General features: G+C 45.9%; 18 protein-coding genes. 14 read left to right on the top strand and 4 right to left on the bottom strand.

Features of this window, described 5'->3' with window-relative positions; genetic code table 11:
- Positions 1-464: 464 nt before the first annotated feature.
- From ACKI5J_RS19105 to ACKI5J_RS19055, 11 genes are all read left to right on the top strand, one after another.
- Positions 465-923 carry an RpiB/LacA/LacB family sugar-phosphate isomerase gene (locus ACKI5J_RS19105; RefSeq protein ID WP_407431412.1) on the top strand — a complete coding sequence of 153 codons (459 nt, stop codon included), beginning with the start codon at positions 465-467 and terminating at the stop codon, positions 921-923.
- A 32-nt stretch (positions 924-955) separates the two neighbouring features.
- Positions 956-2,362, top strand: a complete 1,407-nt coding sequence (gene gndA / locus ACKI5J_RS19100) for an NADP-dependent phosphogluconate dehydrogenase (protein WP_407431410.1) — start codon at positions 956-958, stop codon at positions 2,360-2,362.
- A gap of 30 nt (positions 2,363-2,392) precedes the next feature.
- Complete coding sequence (zwf, locus tag ACKI5J_RS19095; protein ID WP_407431408.1) at positions 2,393-3,928, top strand: glucose-6-phosphate dehydrogenase; 1,536 nt, start codon at positions 2,393-2,395, stop codon at positions 3,926-3,928.
- Positions 3,906-4,628 (top strand): 6-phosphogluconolactonase, encoded by a 723-nt coding sequence (gene pgl, locus ACKI5J_RS19090; protein WP_407431406.1) that lies wholly within the window; start codon positions 3,906-3,908, stop codon positions 4,626-4,628. The genes zwf and pgl overlap by 23 nt, the downstream gene beginning before the upstream one ends.
- 74 nt (positions 4,629-4,702) lie before the next feature.
- A complete protein-coding gene (locus ACKI5J_RS19085; RefSeq protein WP_407431404.1) occupies positions 4,703-5,209 on the top strand; it encodes a DinB family protein in 507 nt (168 codons plus the stop codon).
- A 91-nt stretch (positions 5,210-5,300) separates the two neighbouring features.
- A complete protein-coding gene (locus tag ACKI5J_RS19080; RefSeq protein WP_407431402.1) occupies positions 5,301-6,623 on the top strand; it encodes a flippase in 1,323 nt (440 codons plus the stop codon).
- Positions 6,620-7,801: a glycosyltransferase family 4 protein gene (locus tag ACKI5J_RS19075; RefSeq protein ID WP_407431400.1), complete on the top strand. Its 1,182-nt coding sequence runs from the start codon at positions 6,620-6,622 to the stop codon at positions 7,799-7,801. The genes ACKI5J_RS19080 and ACKI5J_RS19075 overlap by 4 nt, the downstream gene beginning before the upstream one ends.
- Entirely contained in the window at positions 7,794-8,843 is a 1,050-nt protein-coding gene (locus tag ACKI5J_RS19070) for a glycosyltransferase family 4 protein (protein ID WP_407431398.1), read from the top strand. Before ACKI5J_RS19075 ends, ACKI5J_RS19070 begins: the two co-directional genes overlap by 8 nt.
- 3 nt (positions 8,844-8,846) lie before the next feature.
- Positions 8,847-10,067, top strand: coding sequence for a glycosyltransferase (locus tag ACKI5J_RS19065; RefSeq protein WP_407431396.1), 1,221 nt, complete (start codon positions 8,847-8,849; stop codon positions 10,065-10,067).
- Complete coding sequence (locus ACKI5J_RS19060; protein WP_407431394.1) at positions 10,045-11,298, top strand: hypothetical protein; 1,254 nt, start codon at positions 10,045-10,047, stop codon at positions 11,296-11,298. The genes ACKI5J_RS19065 and ACKI5J_RS19060 overlap by 23 nt, the downstream gene beginning before the upstream one ends.
- Positions 11,241-13,388 (top strand): right-handed parallel beta-helix repeat-containing protein, encoded by a 2,148-nt coding sequence (locus tag ACKI5J_RS19055; RefSeq protein WP_407431392.1) that lies wholly within the window; start codon positions 11,241-11,243, stop codon positions 13,386-13,388. Before ACKI5J_RS19060 ends, ACKI5J_RS19055 begins: the two co-directional genes overlap by 58 nt.
- 10 nt (positions 13,389-13,398) lie before the next feature.
- Here the strand turns inward: ACKI5J_RS19055 and ACKI5J_RS19050 are convergent, their stop codons facing one another.
- Positions 13,399-14,595: a multidrug effflux MFS transporter gene (locus tag ACKI5J_RS19050; protein ID WP_407431390.1), complete on the bottom strand. Its 1,197-nt coding sequence runs from the start codon at positions 14,593-14,595 to the stop codon at positions 13,399-13,401.
- A 209-nt stretch (positions 14,596-14,804) separates the two neighbouring features.
- Positions 14,805-16,232, bottom strand: coding sequence for an MATE family efflux transporter (locus ACKI5J_RS19045; protein ID WP_407431388.1), 1,428 nt, complete (start codon positions 16,230-16,232; stop codon positions 14,805-14,807).
- 150 nt (positions 16,233-16,382) lie between these two features.
- Between ACKI5J_RS19045 and ACKI5J_RS19040 the strand changes: the two genes are divergently transcribed.
- The 3 genes from ACKI5J_RS19040 (at position 16,383) to ACKI5J_RS19030 (ending at position 18,280) form a co-directional block, all read left to right on the top strand.
- The gene (locus tag ACKI5J_RS19040; protein WP_407431386.1) at positions 16,383-16,607 is read left to right on the top strand and encodes a hypothetical protein; all 225 of its coding nucleotides are present in this window, start codon (positions 16,383-16,385) and stop codon (positions 16,605-16,607) included.
- A gap of 81 nt (positions 16,608-16,688) precedes the next feature.
- On the top strand, positions 16,689-17,420 hold the full coding sequence (locus tag ACKI5J_RS19035) for an SIMPL domain-containing protein (RefSeq protein ID WP_407431384.1): 732 nt from the start codon (positions 16,689-16,691) through the stop codon (positions 17,418-17,420).
- 98 nt (positions 17,421-17,518) lie between these two features.
- The gene (locus ACKI5J_RS19030; RefSeq protein ID WP_407431382.1) at positions 17,519-18,280 is read left to right on the top strand and encodes an NYN domain-containing protein; all 762 of its coding nucleotides are present in this window, start codon (positions 17,519-17,521) and stop codon (positions 18,278-18,280) included.
- 17 nt (positions 18,281-18,297) lie between these two features.
- Here ACKI5J_RS19030 and rluF read toward each other — a convergent pair whose 3' ends face one another.
- Both rluF and ACKI5J_RS19020 read right to left on the bottom strand, forming a co-directional pair.
- Positions 18,298-19,224 (bottom strand): 23S rRNA pseudouridine(2604) synthase RluF, encoded by a 927-nt coding sequence (gene rluF / locus ACKI5J_RS19025; RefSeq protein WP_407431380.1) that lies wholly within the window; start codon positions 19,222-19,224, stop codon positions 18,298-18,300.
- Between the two features lie 40 nt (positions 19,225-19,264).
- Entirely contained in the window at positions 19,265-19,687 is a 423-nt protein-coding gene (locus ACKI5J_RS19020; protein WP_407431378.1) for a secondary thiamine-phosphate synthase enzyme YjbQ, read from the bottom strand.
- Between the last annotated feature and the right edge of the window lie 51 nt (positions 19,688-19,738).

Here is a 19,738-nt window from a genome sequence, read left to right as displayed (position 1 = left end):
ACCCATTCACCTATATTAATAGCTTACCCGGATTCGATCATATACGAATTTACAAATGAAGGAATTTGCCAGAAAGCATATCAGGAAACCGAAGTCGGATCGTAGCCATGTCGTTCTGTGAGCCAAGGAGTTGGTAAGACCCATTGTCTTCCTAAGACCGCTTGGCCTCCGACTTACCCATTCACCTATATTAATAGCTTACCCGGATTCGATCATATACGAATTTACAAATGAAGGAATTTGCCAGAAAGCATATCAGGAAACCGAGTTGTATCGTGTTACCAGAGAATTTCTTTTAAACCCCCAAAAAATGATCGAAATTCTATTTTATGCAGACTCCGGGAATGCCGAAAGGAACATATCCGACCTATGATCGTTTCTCAGGTTGAATGGTCAGCTATCACGTACTATTGTTCCGAACATTATTATTAGCTGGCTGTTGTCAGAGTCTAGTCTTTTCAATTATGAACGTAGGAATTGCTGCAGACCATGCAGGATTTGAACAAAAGTCGCAACTAATGAAACAGTTGAAAGAAAAGGGGTATACGCTTACAGACTACGGTGCTTTCGAGTACGATTCTTCAGACGACTATCCGGATATCATCGTCCCTCTTGCATTGGCCATCTCCCGGGGCGAAGTTACCAGGGGCATTGCCGTATGTGGAAGCGGGGTTGGCGTCTCCATTGCGGCAAACAAGTTTCCCGGCGTAAGGGCAGCACTGATCTCCGAAACCTATTCAGCACATCAGGGGGTGGAGCATGACGATATGAATCTGCTGTGTCTTGGAGGACGGGTTATGGGGCCGGCTATGATGACTGAACTGGCTGATACCTTCCTGAGGGCGCAGTACCAACCTGAAGAAAGGTTTCAGAGGCGGCTGGATAAAGTTATTGCATTAGAACGACAAGCAAAAGACCTCTAGTAGGTAACTTCACATATTAAGTAAGATTGCGTATGGAACAACATGATTTTGGCATTGTGGGCCTGGGCGTTATGGGCAGAAACTTGCTTCTCAACATGGCTGACCATGGTTTCTCCGTTGCCGGTCTCGATCTGGATACCGAAAAGGCCGCTTTCCTGGAGAGCGAAGCGAGTGCGGAGCAACATGTTTTTGGCACGACCTCGGCCGCCGATTTTGTTAAATCGCTAAAAAAAAACAGAGCGATTATGCTGCTTGTTCCGGCTGGAAAGGCGGTTGATGCTGCGATCTCAAGCTTGCTTAATTATCTTGAAGAGGGCGACATCGTTATTGATGGAGGTAACTCCTACTTCGCTGACACCGATCGGAGGGTAGCTGAACTAGCGGCGAAAAATATACATTTCTTTGGGATGGGAATTTCCGGAGGTGAAAAGGGCGCTCGCTTCGGCCCCAGTATGATGCCGGGAGGAGACAGGCAAGCTTATGAACGGCTGCGTCCTGTCTTTGAGGCCATTGCCGCTGATGTAAACGGCGAGCCCTGTGTTAGTTTTCTTGGAAATGGCTCCGCGGGCAATTACGTAAAAATGGTTCACAACGGCATTGAATACGCTATTATGGAGCTTATTGCGGAGAGCTACGACTTCATGAAAAGAGGGCTGAAGTATCCCGACGGGAAAATACAGACTACATTTGAAGCGTGGAACCATTCGGAACTACAGTCATTCTTGCTCGAAATAACTGCTGAAGTTTTAAAGAAGAAAGATGAGCTTACCGGTCTGAGACTCATAAATGTAATTTCAGACAGGGCCAGATCCAAGGGAACTGGAAAATGGACATCGCAAAATGCTATGGATCTGCAAATACCTGTTCCGGTGATTGACGCAGCCGTCATCATGAGGGATCTTTCCGCACGCAAAGAGGAGCGAATTCAGGCTTCTTCAAGGTTGATCTGGACCAATTCGACATCTCCAGTCTCATCTGAAGAAGCAGATATTGTGCTGAAGGAAGCTTTTCAGTTTGCGATGGTCAGCGTTTATGCACAGGGGTTCGCGCAACTGCGAGCGGCTTCAACAACTTATGGCTATGAGCTAAAGCTGGAAGACGTCGCCAGGATCTGGAGAGGAGGCTGTATTATTCGCGCTGCTTGCCTCGAAGATTTCCGCGCTGCTTTCCGTCGGGATAGTTCCTTATCTAATTTGATGCTTGACGATGAGATTGGCGGCATGCTCGTAGACACTCAGGCGGGGCTTCGCACGCTTATCAAAATGGCAGTAGACAGTGGCGTTCCTGTACCCGCATATATGGCTTCGCTGGGCTATTTTGATGCTTACAGGAGTCCAGACCTTCCCACCAACCTGATACAGGCACAACGGGACTACTTTGGTGCCCATCTCTACGAGAGGACCGACCAGGAAGGTTTATTCCACACGCAGTGGGGTTAAGAGTTTATTATTTATCGAAACGGATACATTATGAAAAATGGTAACCCGGTCGCTCCGACCATTATTGTCATCTTCGGAGGAACCGGAGATCTGGCTAAGAGAAAGTTGGTCCCGGCATTTTACAACTTGTATCTCGATGGCTGGATGCCTGCGAAATTCGCAATCATCGGCTTAGGCAGAACAGAATATAGTGATGTTGAATATAGATATCACTTGTATCAGGCCATGTCCATATTTTCGCGAAGCGGCATTCCTGAACCACAGAAGTGGGAAAAGTTCAGCGACAGCATTACTTATTTTCAATCAGATATCAATGAGGACGCTACCTATGCGTCCCTTTCAACCAAGCTATCAGAAATTGATGCTCTTTGGGCGAACCGGGCTAACCGATTATTCTATCTGTCGGTCGCACCAAGCTATATCGAGGCAGTAACGACCCGCATAGGCAGGTTCGCGTTAGCTACGGAAACGGGGCTGGACCGTATTATTGTAGAAAAACCATTTGGGTACAATAAGCAGACGGCTATTGCTTTGAACGATCTGCTGAGACATACCTTTCAGGAAAAACAGATTTACCGTATCGATCACTACCTCGGCAAAGAAACGGTGCAGAATATTCTTGCGTTCCGGTTCGCTAATGCGCTCTTCGAACCGATCTGGAACAGAAACTACGTTCATTATGTGCAGATAACCGTCGCGGAACAAGTGGGCGTGGAGGATAGGGGCGGCTACTATGAAGGGTCGGGAGCATTGCGGGATATGATCCAGAATCACCTGCTTCAAATCTTGTGTATGATCGCGATGGAAGCACCGGTTTCTTTTGAGGCTGAAGAGATCCGTAACAGAAAGGCGGATGTGTTGAGAGCAATACGCCGGATCAAGCATGAAGAAGTGCATAAAACGGCTGTCAGAGGCCAATATGCGTCGGGCTGGATGAAGGGCCATCAGGTTGCCGGATATCGGGAAGAAACGGGAGTGAGCATGAACTCCAATACAGAAACCTATGCCGCTATTAAATTTTACCTGGATAATTGGCGCTGGCAGGATGTTCCTTTTTACCTGAGGACCGGCAAACGAATGCAGGAGAAGACATCGTCTATCACGATACAGTTCCGACCGGTTCCTCACTCCACTTTTCCCGACAATCAGGCTGACAGCATTATGCCAAACAGACTGACGATCAACATCCAGCCACAGATGGATATACGTCTGCGATTTACGGCTAAGAAGCCAGGACTGGAAATGAACCTGAATCAGGTGGAGATGGTATTTGACTATGATGATTGTTCTACCCAAACGCCGGAAGCTTACGAAACACTCCTGTTGGATGCCATGCAGGGAGACGCTACTTTATTTATGCGTTCAGATCAGGTTGAGGAGGCTTGGGACGTGATCACTCCAATCCTGGAGGTATGGGAATCGAAGGAGTCCATTAATTTTCCCAATTACGCGGCAGGTTCATGGGGACCAGAAACAGCAGAGGCACTCATTGCGCGTGAGGGCCATATATGGGCAGGAATCAACTTTGGAGGAAACAACAGGAATGCTCAGAGTCTTAAAAAATAAAGAGGAGCTTAGCACAGCGGCTGCAGATATCTTCATTGAAACGGCTCAATCAGCCATCGCAAAAAAAGGGATATTTACTGTAGCACTGACAGGGGGCACGTCGCCCGAGAGTGTCTATAAGCTTTTGGCAAGGGAAGAATATGCTTCAGCAATTGATTGGACTAAGGTTATCGTATTCTGGGGAGACGAGAGATGGGTGCCGCTAGATGATGAAAGAAGCAACGCAGGAATGGCATATAATGCTCTCCTCAAGCATGTACCTATACCTGCTGATCAGCTATTCCCCATGTGGGAAAGCAACCGCGAACCTGAAGAGTTCGCACAAGCTTATGAAGGGTTACTCAGAGATGAACTGGGGGCAGATGGTCAATTCGATCTGATCTTGCTCGGCATGGGAGAAGACGGACATACTGCTTCGCTTTTTCCCGGCACAAAAGTGCTCTCTGAGCAGGAGCGATGGGTGGTTTCATACTATCTGGAAAGTCAGCAGATGTACAGGATTACTTTTACGGCGCCATTGTTAAATAAGGCTAAGAGAATCATGTTTATGGTATTTGGCGCTTCCAAGGCCGATGCCCTGTTCGAGGTGCTGGAAGGGCAACCGAATGAAGGTGTTTATCCTGCACAGCTGATAATTAACGAAAGCAATCGGGTAATCTGGTTGGCTGATGAATTCGCTGCTGCTAAGCTGAAAAGATAGATCCTGGCGTCATGCTCGTCTGGAAACCTTTCATCGGATACTTTGTTTATTAAGCAGCGTAAACAATACAGAATATGATAGTACAGGCCTTAATTGACGAGTTCGAGCACGAGGTTACCAGCACAAGAAAGCTACTGCTGGCAGTGCCTGAAAAGGATCTTAGCTTTAAGCCTTCTCCAAATTCCTGGACGATGGGGGAGTTGGCTCAGCATATCGCTACGATATACTACTGGTATGTGGGAACACTTACTCAGGATGTTTATGATATGGCGGCGGACAAGTTTGAGCGCGGAGCCCCGGATGATATTCGTGCTACAATTGAGCTTTTTGAAAAAAATGTAGAAAAGGCAAGGGTTGCGTTGCGCTCCGTAACTGAAGAAAGCTTGACTGTGCAGTGGACGATGAAGTACGGAGACCGCATTATTCTTGGGCCAATGATTAGAAGCCTGGTTATTCGTGGATTTCTGTTCAATCACATTTACCATCATCGCGGGGAATTGATCGTTTACCTTCGTGCAACCGGCAATAAGGTTCCTGGTCTTTATGGGCCGACTTATGAAGAAAGCACTGGTCAGGGTTAAAGCGGACGGGCTCAGTGGAGAATCAGACAGCTAGTCAAATTTGCTGTCTCATTTACTATATTTGGCCCAATATCTGCTTAACGAACGTTACATGACAAAAAATAAAGCATTAGGTAAGAACTATGGTGCTTTAACCATTATACAGGCTTCTAACTTTCTTCTCCCATTTTTAACACTCCCCTTTATTGTTCGGATAATAGGCCCCGAACGTTTCGGCGCGATCAATTTTTCGATCGCTATCGTTACTTATTTCATTCTGCTCATCAATTTTGGATTCGACTTTACGGCGACCAGACGGGTAGCTCAAAATCGTCAGGATGAAACGATCATCAACAACCTCTTTTCTCAAATTTTTTATTCAAGAGTACTTCTTTTCGTTCTATCGGTGCTGCTCTTTAGCATGCTCTTCGTGTCCATGCCCCAGATCAACCAGCATCCTGTTGTCAGTATCTTCATTTTCGCCAGCTGTTTAGCTAATGTTTTCACTCCAAACTGGCTTTTTCAGGGCATGCAGATTATCCATCAGACTGCCGTCTTTAACTTTGTTGCTAAGCTCGTCTTTTGTGTCTCCATTGTCTTTCTGATCCAGAAACCTGATGACTACGTATGGTACGCAGTGATGTCAGCATCTTCGCAGGTATTGGTTGCTTTGGGGCTGTTCGTTTATGCGAAAAAAAGGTTTGCGCTGACTTTCAAACGTCCGGATTTAAAGGCGGTGAGGGGCTTACTGGCAGAGGATAAGATGGTGTTTATGGCTACGCTGATGATCAGCTTCTACACAACAAGCAACACGGTGCTCCTGGGGATGTTCAGTTCTGAGCGGGAAGTGGGTATTTTTACAGCGGCGTCGAGAGTGATTGCTGTGGTACAGAGCGTTATGTTACTGCCGATGAGTCAGGCATTGTTTCCGCATATCGGTAGCGCGTTTGGAGCAGGGAAGACAGAAGGGATCACTGAGGTGAAGCGTGTCTTTCCGCTGGTCATGGTCTACACCCTTTCGATGTGCCTGTTCGCAGCTTTATCTGCACCGCTGGTGATTCATATTTTATATGGCTCGCAGTTTCAGGATTCGATATGGATCCTCCGAATCTTGGCTATCAGCCCCTTTGTAGCAAGTGTCAGCAACGTGTTGGGCGTTCAAACGCTGCTGAACCTGAAGCTGGACAAGATATACTTCCGGATTACGATTGTTGGTTGTATGGTGAACGTGATTTTGAATGTTGCACTTATCCCTGTTATGAGTTACTATGGAACGGCCCTCGCCTGGGTTTGCACAGAACTTAGCATTATGATCAGTTTGTTCATCGTACTCAAGAGGCATAATATTCATCTCATAGATAGAGAATATTTTAATTTCGGCTACCTGCAGACCGCTGGTAGGAATATGGTAAACTCCTTAAAGAAGAGACGATGAAGATATTGTTCGTCAACACGTTATATGAACCGTTTCAAGTGGGCGGCGCTGAAGTTTCCGTTCGTACAATGGCTGAGGCGTTGGTTAAGTCAGGACATCGAGTTTATGTACTCACCCTTGGCTATGATGCATCAGTCAGAGAGCTGAACGGGGTTGAAGTGATCACGATCAAAACACGCAACCTCTACCACATCGAGCAAGCGGCAGGTCAGCCGTCTTACAAAAAATTGATCTGGCATCTCCTGGATTCATCAAATCCGTTTTACAAAAGGGAAATCGGGAAAATACTTGACCGCGTAAAGCCTGATGTAGTAAATACTAACAATATACAGGGATTTTCGCCCTCTATATGGAAGATCATAAAATCACGTAACATCAGGCTTGTACACACGATGCGGGATTATTATCTAATGTGCCATACTACGTCGATGTATGCTGGTTGCAAGGATTGCACTCAACTTTGTGGTGCCTGCAAGCTGACATACTCCATCAAGAAAAACTTCTTTGAACTGCCTGACGCCTTTGTCGGCATTAGCCAGTTCATTCTGGAACAGCACCGCCGGTTTTCTGTAGGAGAGAATAAGCCAGCCAAAGTTATTGCAAACGGCCTGCACGCGCCATCACCGGGTGCCATAACAAAATCTCCTTCGTCTAAGCTTATTTTTGGCTTCATAGGTAAGGTAAACGAGCAGAAAGGTGTAGACTTCCTCTTTGATGAGTTAGCCTCGATGGGGAAGCTTCGACAGTCGTTCAAACTGGTGCTTGCAGGAAAGGTGCTACCAGCGTTTGAGTCCCAATTAAGAGAACGGTATGAAGGCATGTTTGAGTTCAGTTTCTTAGGTAAAGCCGATTCGGAGACGTTTTATCGAAGCGTCGATCTGGTGATCGTGCCGTCAGGCTGGAACGAACCTTTTGGGAGGGTTCCGATAGAAGCGACAGCCGCGGGAACCCCGGTTTGTTTGGCAAGTAAGGGCGGATTGAAAGAACTGTATGACGAACGTTGCATGTGGCTGTTCGAGATGAAGAAGAATAGCCTTAAGGTCCTTATGGAAAGCATAATGGAAAGGCCCCAAGGAATCGTCGAGAAGTCAGCGGCCTGCGCCGTGATGGGAAATGCTTATTCGCCGGCTGCGCTTAATGAACGTTTGATTGAATTTTTAAATACGTTACATGACTGAAAGAACGGTATATATCAATGGAAAATTTCTCTCTCAAAAACTAAGCGGCGTACAACGATATGCAGCGGAGATATGCAAAGAACTGACCAGCACGGCAAAGGTCGCCTGTGCGCGGGACCACCTCAATGAGACGACTTACCATTTGCCGCAAAATCAGGATATCGTTGGAACCTCTGCAGGAATATTATGGGAGCAGTATACTTTACCACGGTTTCTGAACTCGAAAGACAATCCCTTGTTGCTGAACTTCTGTAATGTAGCACCTCTGTTTTATGAAAACAAGATCACGTGCCTCCATGATATAGCCTTCGAAAGGCACCCTGAGTTCTTTTCGAAAAAGTTTGTCCTTTATTACCGATGGCTGATTCCGAGGGTGTTAAACAGCAGCAGGCATATCATAACGGTAAGTGAGTTTTCAAAGAGAGAGATCTCGTCTTTCTATCGCATCAATCCGGAGCGTATTTCTGTGGCTCCAAATGCCAGCTCTTTTGTCGCTGCTCAAAGCGATGAACTGGTGAACGTCCATCCGAGACCTTACTTTTTGTTTGTGGGATCACTCGATCCGAGGAAAAACCTCCTGTTCCTGCTTAAAGCTTTTCATGAAGCCAGTCTTCAGGATATTGACCTGATTATTGTAGGAGCTAGCCATGCTTCTTTTGCACGAAATCCTGAAATAGAATGGTTCCGTAACATTCCGAATATAATTTTTACAGGATACATCAGCGATGCAGACCTAAGAAATTATTACGCGGGCGCCATCGCACTTATTAATCCTTCTCTTTATGAGGGCTTTGGGTTGCCCATTGCTGAAGCGTTATCGATGAATACACCAGTCCTTGCATCTGATATTGAAGCATTCAAGGAAGTCGGTGGCACAGATGTTGTTTATTTCTGTCCGACAAAGCGTGATGATCTTTCCAACCTTATCAAGACGTTTTCAACGACTGCCCCTCCACGGGGTACAGTCAGGGGAAACCAGATCTCATGGAAGACATCAGCTACAGTCATAGATAACATCATTCACCGGTTTAACGATACATAAAACATGAAAGTAGCAATAGTACATGACGAACTAGTAAGACGCGGCGGAGCCGAGCAAGTTGTTTTAGATATGCATAACGCTTATCCTGAGGCAGATATATATACCTTATGCTATAATCCCGATAAAACATACGAAGAATTTAAGACAGCTAAGATCTTCACTTCCTGGTTTCAATATATCGGGAAGAGCGAAAAGCTCATTAAGCTATTATATTTCCCCTTTGCTATCCTGGCCATGCGCAGTTTCAATTTAAAAGGTTATGATATTGTGTTGATATCTACTACACACTGTGGGAAGTTCGTACGCGCAGATAAGAATGCGTCGGTAGTTACCTATTGCCATACGCCCTTTAGATTGGCGTGGAGACCTTTTTCTTATTCTATAGTTAAATCGTCGAACCTGTTGATCAGAAATATTTTCTTGTTTGCTTCCCGGATTTTGCGCAAGCTGGATCTGATGGCTGCTAAAGCGAGCGACTTTTACCTGACGAATTCTAAGGAAGTGAAGGCCAGAATTGAAAAGTCTTACCACCCTGAAAAACCGGTAAGTATTATTAACCCCGCCGCCAAGCTGGATAATTTTTATATTTCCATGGAAGATAAAGACTATTACCTGGTGGTGAGCAGACTGGAGGACTATAAAATGGTAGACCTCGTCGTGAAGAGCTTCAATGAGATGCCGGACAAGAAGTTAATTATTGTAGGTACCGGATCAAAGGAGCAGGAGCTCATGGCCCTGGCTGGAAGCAATATCAGTTTTAGAAAGGGACAGTCCGCCGCCCAGCTCGCCAGACTCTATGCTAACTGTAAAGCCCTAATATTTCCACAGCATGAGGATTATGGCATTACACCACTGGAAGCAGCAGCCTCTGGACGCCCGGTGATTGCTTATGGCGTTGGAGGGGTCAGAGAAACGATGGTTCCTTATATGGGCGATAGTAGTAAGTGTACCGCAGTCTTCTTCGAAGAGCAATCTACCAGCTCGCTCATTGCGGCCATTGAAAAGTCTGAGAAATTGGAATTTGACCCTATTTTTATCCGCAGCCACGCGAAGTTATTTAGTGCGCCTAATTTCATCGCTAAGTTGACTGGCTTCGTCAATAAGGTCTATAAACAAAAAATGGCGACCAAACTCAATTCCATGGTTACAGAGACGATTGAAACTTCAGGCGCAAAATATCAGTTAGAACTAGCGAATACCTATGCAGGAAAGAAAGTTGCGTAAGAGCATTCATGTCTATCTGGCCGTCCTGCTTTGCCTGTCCTTTATTGTTTCAGTTGTAGTCTACCCACCTGTTTCCTTATCGGTTCCCTCCTATATGCTGGTTTATCTGGCGGCTCCGTTCTTTATTGCATGGAGCTTTTTTAGCGATAAAGGCCTTTTAAGGGAGCTTCTGATAATTGCCGCCGTCTTCCTCGTTCTGAATCTGCTGGCGCAGTTGCATGTTTGGTGGTTTGAAGTGTCTCTCGATCCCTCGCTTACATTGACGGATAAGGGAGATCTCCAAAGAACACTGCTAAGACCGACCTTTTTCGGACAAAGTATCTATCTCTTTGCTGGAATCCTCACCTATCTTTACCTGAAACATTACGCATGCAGTTCGCATCTTCGATATCTTTATCTGGGTTTACGCATCATCGCTGTGCTAGGTATCTTAGAGATAATTCTCTTCCAGCTAACCGGGGTGAATGGTGATGTGATCAGTAACCGGGTGTTTAATAACAAACCCGGAAGCGGTAGTTTGTTTCAAACCATCACCTTGGGTGGACTGCGTATGCAACGCCTGAAAAGTCTTACAGGAGAGCCTTCGATGTTCGCGTTCGCTGTTATTCCATTCTGGATGCTTTGTATTCCGCTTAAGCGATATGTTGACTTTGTACTTTTAGGAATCGCCCTGCTTTTCACATTCTCCACCTCGGCATATCTGGGAGCTGTCGTACTCGTGGGGGGAGCGAGTCTTGCCGATGCGGAGATCAGGAGAAAAATGATCTGGTTCGTACCCATCGGTGTCATGGTTATGGTAATTTTATATTTCACATCACCGGCCGTTCATAAACTGGTACAAAGTGTGTTCATTGATAAATTCACCGGAAGCAATCAATCAGGATCTGAGCGCTCAGGCCATTTTCTGAGTCAATACTATTTTTGGAAAGATCAGCTAAGCATTACAGGGAAACTTGTCGGATTAGGCTGGGGGTACGTAAGATCTACGGACTTCTTTTCGACCCTTCTTGTCAATAATGGTGTACTGGGATTGGTGGCATTTACCTTATTCTATTTCAGGCATGCGTTTGTTCAAGTGAAAGACGCCGTCTTTAAAAAATACTATTTAATTGCACTTACTGCGTTGTTCTTCATCCTGATGGGATCAGTTCCTGAATTTGCATACCTTTCTTTATGGATATTCTTATCTCTACCTTATTGGGTGGATCGGGAGGAGAAACAGCCAGAATAATTTATCCTATGCGTTTTCTAATTTTATTACTTATACAATTTTCAGTTGTCACCGGTGTATTTGCCAATCGCAGCGATTTAGAGCTGAATGTGATGGATTTTGGCGCCAAAGGCGACGGAAGGAGGAACGATGCTGTTGCGTTTCAGAACGCAATCAATCTGGCAGCAAAAACCGGAAAGGTGCTGAGAGTGCCGGTAGGAAAGTACTATATTCCTGCAACCGCTTCATTGAACATTCCTTCAGGAGTCACCATTGAAGGCAGCGGGAAAGCGAGCTCTGTAATCTTTACCGATAGTCTGTATACTGCTGATCAGCCTTCGCTGGTTCATATAGGTGGTGAAGATATCAGCATCAAAGCGCTGGGTTTCTCCGGCGGGAGGCCGGTAGCAGCCGATCAGAAATCAAAACGCACCGCAGGCCGCTATACGCTTGTTAATATCAGCTTCGACACAAAGGCCTCTGAACGGGTCCTGATTGAAAACTGCGGCTTTAGCGATGCCCATGGACGGGGCATCATTTTCCGGGGCAAGAATATTACCATAAAGGGTTGTGACTTCAGAAGAATCGGGAGGTATAACATAGATTTCAAGGCAGTTGACGGTGCCATTAGCAACTTCGGCAGAAATGAATCGGCCGATATACATATCCTTAACAATACATTCAGCTATATCGGTACACACGCTATATCTACCTATCGTATTAACCGGGTAAATCTTCAGGGGAATATTTTATCGCATATCTCTGGAATAGGTCTTGCCAATCATCAGTGTCAGAACCTCAACATCCGGGAAAACCGGATTGAATATACCGGCGACAATGGTATAGACGTTCAACGGTGCAGCCAGACCATCATCTCCGGCAATTTTTTCTTCGCGGCAGGAAACAAGAATGCTGGAGATGCGGGTTCTGCAGCGGCGATCTTTTATGGCGACGATTATGCGCAGGGAACAGCCGTTAATGCGGTAATCAGTGACAACTTCATCAGAGGAGCATTCAGTTTTAACCATAAAAATCCTGAGTCGCATTCTCAAAGTTGCGGGATTTACGTGATAGACGCCTTTCGGGTAAAGGTCAGGTCTAATAACATCAGCAGCATAGGGGACACTGGAAATCCCCGGGAACTGATGGGGATTGAAGATGGTAACGGAATTATGATTGTGAATAGTAAAAAGGGAAGAAGTGAGGATATACTCGTGGAGGGTAATTCGGTGTCGGTCACCAAAAACAATGGGATATTTGTCAATGGACAAGGAAGGGATATCAAGGTAGTGAACAACACCGTCAGTGCGGCCGGAGGGAACGGCATTTATATGAGTGCGGTGGCTACAAACCTTTTCGGAATGATCCGGAACAATATAGTCACCGATGGCCGCAACTGGTTCAGCAAAGACGTTTGTGCGGATATTTTCGTCGAGGCTATAAACGGCTGGCTGAGCCATCTTAATATATCAGCGAATCAGCTGAGGAATAATAAACGACTCACATACAATACCTTAAAGGATTCTGTTTTTACTACGCACGGAATCTACTTTTCGGGCAAAGGCTATACCAAGCTGAATAATCTCATTGTGGCCGATAATCAGATCAGCGGTCACCGCACAGATGAGATTGGATTTGCCGAGATAGTGTCGTCTTACGAGGTTACACCAGGAAAACCCTTTCCGGCTACGGGCTTTAAGAATAATCTCTCAGGAAGTACAGACGATCAACCTGCCGTTATTATACCAGGATTTCACCAAAAAAGGAAGCCTTGGATTATCAGTGAAAGTTTTGCTTCTTCGGTACCTGAATACGGAAATTACTCTCAGGGCTCGGTGATTTACAATGTACTAAATCCTTTGGAACGCTGGATAGCGGTTAACTCAGGGTTCGCTGCGCAGAACGTTTGGGAGAAGGAACGTCCGGTTGGCTTAGGGAGAACCATTTATGTTGGTGACCAAACCTGGAGGTGTATCAAAGCCGGAAGGACGGGCGGCAAGATTTTCAATGCACAGGGTGACACTGCCAGAGACGGTAGCGTTATCTGGGAACACATGGGAAAACGGGTGACATTCCGAAAAATCATCGCGGGATCAGGGCTTCCTGATTAACCTGGATCTGTTAACGGTCTGTGGCTCTAAGCTTCTTTATGCCAGCCGTATGTATGAGCACCGCAGCGGTAACGACAACTGTCATAATCAAGGGCATTGGAAGGACTGAATCTTCCGGAAAAAGGCTTACTAATACCGATGCTAATGCGCCCAAACCCATCTGTATGGCACCCATTAATGCTGATGCGCTACCCGCATTCTTAAAGAAAGGTGCCAGGGATAAGGCGGACGCGTTTGGATTGATGAGCCCCAGGCAAGCCAGGAACATCGCGATAAAGGTGATAGTGCTGTAAAGGTTAAGCATATCATTGAGCGCGGCCGTCAGAAATAAGATACTAAAGAGCGTTTGGCAAAGCAAGGCCCATTTAACAATAGACTTGCTGCTGAACCAGCGGAGCAGCAAACTATTGACCTGGCTGGAGCCAATGAAAGCAACGGACAATAGCGCGAAAATCCATCCGTAGCCCGTTTTGCTGACACCATACAAATTCATAAACACAACCGGGGAAGCAGCTACGTACGTAAATAGTCCGGCGAAGCATAGGGCACTAACCAATGCGTAAGTGTAAAACTGAGGTTCGACGATTACACCGAGGAAGCTTTTAATAATAGGAGAAGGTTTTAATGAATACGCCGGGTCGGGGGTGAAGCTTTCAGGCAGGAAAAAAACCACTGAAACCAACATGAGCGCTGCCATAACGGCGAGAAAGACGAACACTGATTGCCATCCGTAGGCGGCGATCAGATAGCCTCCGGCTGTTGGTGCCAGCATCGGTGAAATAGCTATGACAAGCATTAATGAAGCGAATACTTTCGGGCTTTCTTTTACACTGAATAAGTCTCTGACCATGGCTACAGAAGCGACCGCTGTAGCACAACTGCCGATTGCCTGGACAAAGCGAAGGATAATCAGCTGATTGATGTCTTTCACTGCCAGACAGGCGAGGGAGGAGATAACATAGAGCACCAATCCAATGTATAGCGGCTTTTTTCTTCCGAATTTATCAAGAAGCGGCCCATAAAGAAGCTGTCCGAAAGAAATACCAATAAAAAAGCCCGATAGAGACAGGGAAACTTTCGGTACGGTTGTGCCGAGATCCTGAGCTATTGCATCGAACCCGGGTAGGTACATGTCTATAGAAAACGGACCCAGGGCTGCCAGAGACCCCAATATGAAGATAAGGTAGAAATTTTTGGAAATTGCCATTTGGCCTGATGTTTTTTAAGGAGGCGCAAAGATTGCAGATTTTTTCCAAAAAAAAGAAGTAAACTGCATTTAATGGTGCGTTTGCCTGGAGTTTAAACGGAAGTGACTCCCTCAAGCTGATCATAGTCCATATAAACTGGCCTTTCCTAAGCACCATAAATGCAGGAACCTGACAATTTATGGTGCTGGTTCTTTGCGGAATTTAGTTGTTAAACTTTAACGGACTTCCAGTTGCCCTTTCTGAATAAAATTATTCCTGCCACGGTGATGCAACTTTCTGCTATGGGGATCGCCATGAATACGCCCGTAGGCCCCATTTCAAAATGCCTCGCCAGTATGTGTGCTAGGGGGATCTGCAGGAGCCAGAACCCAACCAGGTTTATCCAGGTAGGGGTCTGTGTGTCGCCCGCACCGTTGAATGCGTTGATCAGCACCATACCAATTCCATAAAGTACATAAGCGGTGCTCATGATGTATATTGCTTCCTTAGCGACCTTCCTGACTTCCTGATCGTTTGAAAAAAACGATACCAGAAGATCTGCGCAGGCAAATGAAATAGCCGTTACGATCAACATATAAAGCGCATTGTACCTCGCCGTTTTAAAAACTGCCTTTTCAGCACGTTCTAAGAGTCCAGCCCCGAGATTCTGACCAACAAGTGTTGCTGCTGCGTTGCTTAGCCCCCAGGCAGGCAGCATAAAAAACATCATAAGCCTCAGCGCAGTCTGGTATCCGGCAGAACCTTCATCGGCGCCAGTAACGGCAACGAGCTGGGCGAGGAAAATCCAGCTGCAGGAGGCAATCACAAACTGGAGCACCGCAGGTCCGGCAATTTTGCAGAGCGCAATGATTTCATACCATCGGGGCTTCAGATATTTTAAATAAATTCTGATGATGTGCTTGCCATTGCTCAGGTGATAGAGCTGATAGATAACCCCTGTGCCGCGGCCTATACTGGTGGCGATAGCCGCTCCAGTGAGTCCCAACCCTTCTACCGGACCTATGCCATTAATCAACAGGGGGCAAAGAATTATATTGATCGCGTTGGCAACGACAAGGCTTTTCATCGCAATAGCTGCGTTTCCGGCTCCGCGGAAGATTCCGTTAATCAAGAACAAAAGCATGATGAAGACGCTGCTTCCCATCATTATCTGCGTAAACCTTTCGCCATGCCGGGCAGATTCTTCTGATGCTCCCATGAGCAGCAGAATCTCTTTTGCGTAGATAATACCGAATATACTGACAATGGAGTTTAAAATCAGGGCGACAAATATTGCCTGACCGCCGGCCCTTGAAGCGTCAATAGGCTTCTTTTCACCAATTCTACGTGCTACGACCGCTGTTGTAGCCATACTCAGCCCTATCGCCAGCGAATAGAGCACGGCTAAAACAGATTCTGTCAATCCAACCGTCTGAATGGCATAGCTGCTGTGTTCCAGGTGACCTACAAAGTAGAGGTCGACCAGCGCAAACACCGATTCCATGGCCATCTCCAGCATCATGGGGATTGCCAACAGAATGATGGCCGTGCGAAGGCTCCCATGAGTTAGATCTATGTCTTCCCCACGAATTGACCTTTTTATAATTGACCATATTCCCGAAAAGGTTGGGGTGGCAGGCGAGGTTTGGCTAGGCATTGTAATGGCGGATCTTTATGTAAAGATAAGCGTTTAAGCCTTTTTATGAAACTCGAGATTTTATACTTGCCGATCTGATCGAAGATACCTTTTTGCGCCAAAACAAACAAAAGGCATGTAAAAAGCATTACTGCTATAAAACAAATACCTATGATACATCATATCGAACCGGAAGACCGGAACAAAGAGCAGGATGAACCGGCTCAGAACAAGACGGCATCTGAAGCTGCAGAACCAACAGACAGCGGAAATGGGCAGGCAAATCAAAAGCCTTTAACAACCCAGGGAACGCAAGAGGAAATCGAAGAGAATCTGGGAGGCACCACCAACCTGTCCCTTGATCAACTTAAGAAAGAAGGTGATGCGGGACACTAGTCCGCATCATTTCCTATATTAGCTGAATTCAGCTGCGGGTCGCCGCTGTTACAATCGGTTCCTTTACCACGTATACATAAAATGAGAACATATATTACTGCATCTGTTATTGCTGTTGCCTTATTAATAGGATCTTTCGTGCTGGCCGGCGCATACAAGTACAAATACAAGGATAAAAAACGCATTATAGTGACCGGATTAGCAGAGAAAAACTTCGTTAGTGACCTGATTGTCTGGAACTGCAATTACAGCAAGAAAAGCATGGATCTCCGGGAAGCTTATGCAGCCCTTAAGAAGGACGAAAATGCGATCAAACGATATCTTACCGATAAAGGACTAAAGGAAAATGAGATGATTTTTTCCTCTGTTACAATAAACAAAGAGTTTGAGTATTCTTACACCAATATGGGTCAGATCAGTTCGACTACTTTCGCCGGGTACAATCTGATTCAGACTGTCAAGATCGAATCTAAAAATATTAACATAGTAGAAAAGGTAAGCCGGGAAATAACCGGACTAATCGAAATGGGCATTGAGCTCAACTCAAACGCTCCGGAGTATTATTACTCGCGACTGTCGGAACTAAAGATTGACCTTTTAAGCAAGGCGAGTAAGGACGCGAAAGACAGGGCGGGAAGCATCGCCGAAAATGCGGGAAGTAATTTGGGGGAGCTGAAGTATGCGAATATGGGCGTATTTCAGATAACAGGCCAGAACAGTAACGAAAACTACAGTTATGGAGGCACCTTTAACACCGCTTCAAAAAACAAGACTGCCTCGATCACATTAAGAACGGAGTATGCTATTGATTAGCGTCAGACAGGCGATCGACTGTTTGTGCCCACAATGAGTAGTGCCGCGTATCCATAATACCGTATAAATTAATCATATTTGGCCATTGCGCATTTTAAATGGAAACTAAGAAAGATCTAAAGCTGGCTGTACTGATTGACGCGGACAATGTGCCTTATGCTAATGTGAAAGAAATGTTTGAAGAAATTGCCAAGTACGGCACGCCTACATTCAAACGTATCTATGCTGACTGGACCAAGCCGACTGTTTCCGGCTGGAAGAAAGTTTTATTAGAAAACGCTATTACACCGATTCAACAGTACAGTTATTCAACGGGGAAGAACGCTACAGACAGCGCATTGATTATTGACGCAATGGATATCCTTTACACCGGTAAAGTGGATGGATTCTGTATCGTCTCCAGCGATAGTGATTTTACGCGCCTGGCTACACGCTTGCGCGAGGCGGGCATGAAAGTTATCGGAATAGGAGAGAAGAAGACACTGATTCCGTTTATAACGGCCTGCGATAAATTCATATATATAGAGATTCTTAAATCTGAGGAAACAGCACCTGAAGAGGTGGATGCAAAAAAGGCGTCTCCCAGGAAACCCAAAACGCCAAATCAGCCTTTGAGTAAAATCGATCCGAAGATTATCCGTTTATTTTCTGACAGCATATCCGATCTGGCGGACGAAAATGGATGGGCTTTTCTGGGTGAGCTCGGAAACCTCATGCTGAAAAAGAAGCCTGACTTCGATCCCCGGAATTATGGATATCCAAAAATGCTGCCGTTGATTAAAAGCATCAATCGCTTCGAGATAGATGAAAGAGATACTGGGAATCGGAATATCAAGCACATCTATATCAGGAAGAAGTAGCTGCTACAGTCTTGGCTTTAACGCCTGGACCGGGAGCCTTTCGACGGCTTAGATGAAGGCTTGCCACCGGATTTTGCTGAAGCCTTCGTTCTTCCTTTTGGGGCAGTCTTACCAGAGCTGCTACGCGATGGTCCGGTTTTTACGGACTTGTCTGACGAAGGTTTTTTGTTGGCGGGAGACTGATTTCTACCGGAAGGCTTAGGTTTGGATAATGCACCCTTTTCTGAACTGGACTTATTCAGGAGCCGCTTAATTTCCACCATCTCCTCCTCAGTGAGCTCTCTCCAATCACCCAGCGGCAAACCCTTCAGCTTTATATTCATAATGCGCACACGCTCCAGCTTCAATACTTCGTATCCAAAGTATTCGCACATTCTTCTGATTTGTCTGTTAAGTCCCTGAACGAGGGTGATTCTGAAAACAAAAGGACTTTCTTTAGCGATCTTACACTTTTTAGTCATTACATCCATAATGGGAACGCCACCTGCCATACCCGTTAAGAACTGATCAGTTATTGGCTTATCCACTGTTACCAGATATTCCTTTTCGTGGTTGTTCCCTGCGCGAAGGATCTTGTTGACAATGTCACCGTTGTTGGTCAGGAAGATAAGCCCCTGTGAATCCTTATCAAGCCGGCCTATGGGAAAAATCCTGTCACTATGATTGATATATTCGACAATGTTACTTTTATCAGAGCTTTCGGTTGTGCAGGTTACCCCAACCGGTTTGTTGAAGGCAAGAAGGAGCAAGTCTGAACTTTCCCTCGGTTCGATATGCTGACCGTTTACACTCACCTGATCGCCATCGTGAACCTGATCGCCGATCTTGGCACGTTTCCCGTTGATAAACACATGGCCGTTCTCAATGAATTTGTCTGCCGCCCTTCTGGAGCAGAGCCCGCTTTCGCTGATATATTTATTTAAACGTGTGCTGGTATCAGGCATGTGATGTAAGTTAAGTTGCGAAGGTAGTCTTTTCCCCGGTTTATTCTCCCCAACCGGTGATCAGGATCGCTCTTTCGCCGCCGTAATTGCGGTGTTCGCAGAGGTAAATACCTTGCCAGGTGCCTAAAGCAAGTCTGCCGTTACGGATAGGAATACTTAGAGAAGATCCAAGCAACGAAGCCTTCAGGTGTGCCGGCATATCATCAGATCCTTCGTCCGTATGCAGGTAATCAGGATCATTTTCAGGGACACTTTTGTTAAAGAACATTTCAAAATCGCGACGAACCGTGGGATCTGCATTCTCGTTGATACTAAGAGAGGCGGAAGTGTGCTGTATAAATACAAAACACATGCCCGCGTGTATGTCGGCGATCTCCGGAGTCGCACGGACAATGTCCTGGGTGATCAGGTGAAAACCCCTGGAGCGTTCTCTAAGCTTCAAACCGTGCTGAAATACTTTCATTTTTTAGTCGGTTAAATGTCCGTAATTGTAAGTCAAAAGTATAGATTTAAA

Origin of the sequence: Arcticibacter sp. (assembly GCF_045629565.1) — a bacterium.
In the GTDB taxonomy this organism is placed as follows: domain Bacteria; phylum Bacteroidota; class Bacteroidia; order Sphingobacteriales; family Sphingobacteriaceae; genus Arcticibacter.
The sequence above is the reverse complement of the archived record's forward strand: the minus strand, read 5'-3'. Positions and strand labels throughout refer to the sequence as shown.

What these genes read in the sequence shown, in the direction of transcription:
- gndA (WP_407431410.1), top strand. Translation starts at nt 956, where the DNA reads ATGGAACAACATGATTTTGGCATTGTGGGCCTGGGCGTTATGGGCAGA.
- rluF (WP_407431380.1), bottom strand. Translation starts at nt 19,224, where the DNA reads ATGCCTGATACCAGCACACGTTTAAATAAATATATCAGCGAAAGCGGG.
- pgl (WP_407431406.1), top strand. Translation starts at nt 3,906, where the DNA reads ATGCTCAGAGTCTTAAAAAATAAAGAGGAGCTTAGCACAGCGGCTGCA.
- ACKI5J_RS19045 (WP_407431388.1), bottom strand. Translation starts at nt 16,232, where the DNA reads ATGCCTAGCCAAACCTCGCCTGCCACCCCAACCTTTTCGGGAATATGG.
- ACKI5J_RS19065 (WP_407431396.1), top strand. Translation starts at nt 8,847, where the DNA reads ATGAAAGTAGCAATAGTACATGACGAACTAGTAAGACGCGGCGGAGCC.
- ACKI5J_RS19080 (WP_407431402.1), top strand. Translation starts at nt 5,301, where the DNA reads ATGACAAAAAATAAAGCATTAGGTAAGAACTATGGTGCTTTAACCATT.
- ACKI5J_RS19050 (WP_407431390.1), bottom strand. Translation starts at nt 14,595, where the DNA reads ATGGCAATTTCCAAAAATTTCTACCTTATCTTCATATTGGGGTCTCTG.
- ACKI5J_RS19020 (WP_407431378.1), bottom strand. Translation starts at nt 19,687, where the DNA reads ATGAAAGTATTTCAGCACGGTTTGAAGCTTAGAGAACGCTCCAGGGGT.
- ACKI5J_RS19055 (WP_407431392.1), top strand. Translation starts at nt 11,241, where the DNA reads ATGGATATTCTTATCTCTACCTTATTGGGTGGATCGGGAGGAGAAACA.
- ACKI5J_RS19030 (WP_407431382.1), top strand. Translation starts at nt 17,519, where the DNA reads ATGGAAACTAAGAAAGATCTAAAGCTGGCTGTACTGATTGACGCGGAC.
- ACKI5J_RS19035 (WP_407431384.1), top strand. Translation starts at nt 16,689, where the DNA reads ATGAGAACATATATTACTGCATCTGTTATTGCTGTTGCCTTATTAATA.
- ACKI5J_RS19060 (WP_407431394.1), top strand. Translation starts at nt 10,045, where the DNA reads ATGCAGGAAAGAAAGTTGCGTAAGAGCATTCATGTCTATCTGGCCGTC.
- ACKI5J_RS19070 (WP_407431398.1), top strand. Translation starts at nt 7,794, where the DNA reads ATGACTGAAAGAACGGTATATATCAATGGAAAATTTCTCTCTCAAAAA.
- ACKI5J_RS19085 (WP_407431404.1), top strand. Translation starts at nt 4,703, where the DNA reads ATGATAGTACAGGCCTTAATTGACGAGTTCGAGCACGAGGTTACCAGC.
- ACKI5J_RS19040 (WP_407431386.1), top strand. Translation starts at nt 16,383, where the DNA reads ATGATACATCATATCGAACCGGAAGACCGGAACAAAGAGCAGGATGAA.
- ACKI5J_RS19105 (WP_407431412.1), top strand. Translation starts at nt 465, where the DNA reads ATGAACGTAGGAATTGCTGCAGACCATGCAGGATTTGAACAAAAGTCG.
- ACKI5J_RS19075 (WP_407431400.1), top strand. Translation starts at nt 6,620, where the DNA reads ATGAAGATATTGTTCGTCAACACGTTATATGAACCGTTTCAAGTGGGC.
- zwf (WP_407431408.1), top strand. Translation starts at nt 2,393, where the DNA reads ATGAAAAATGGTAACCCGGTCGCTCCGACCATTATTGTCATCTTCGGA.